Annotated in this window: 1 protein-coding gene; it reads right to left on the reverse strand. The window is 62.7% G+C overall.

Features of this window, described 5'->3' with window-relative positions:
• The coding region (locus KMS84_RS44100) for a TIGR03749 family integrating conjugative element protein (protein WP_256921435.1) at positions 1-356 on the reverse strand (356 nt) is incomplete at its 3' end.
• Between the last annotated feature and the right edge of the window lie 19 nt (positions 357-375).

Below are 375 nucleotides of genomic sequence, written 5' to 3' on the forward strand. Positions count from 1 at the left end.
GTGCGCAGCGGCGCGTACAGGCTTTGCGCGGCGTAGCGCGTCAAAGCGACCGGGATCGGTGTGCGTTCTGGAACAGGGACGGCGCTAGATTCAGCCTCGGTAGCTTGCCCCTGAGCATTCTTGAGAATACGTACGGGCTCCAGCGGTTGATCGCCGGGAGTGGCCGCGATATCCAGGAGGATAATCTCGCCCGTCGTGACCGATTGCAGTTGCAGTCGGGTCGGTGCAATGGCTTCCGACGCTCGCAGGTACAGCGAGCCGCCGGTTGATTGCACGCGCAGCTTGCCCGTCAGGGTTGAGGGCAGGCCGACTCGAACATCCTCATCGATAAAGACCACCCGTTCCTGATTGATCACCAGAGGGACCGCGAGGGGG

The organism is Streptomyces hilarionis (assembly GCF_024539675.1).
GTDB lineage: Bacteria > Actinomycetota > Actinomycetes > Streptomycetales > Streptomycetaceae > Streptomyces > Streptomyces hilarionis.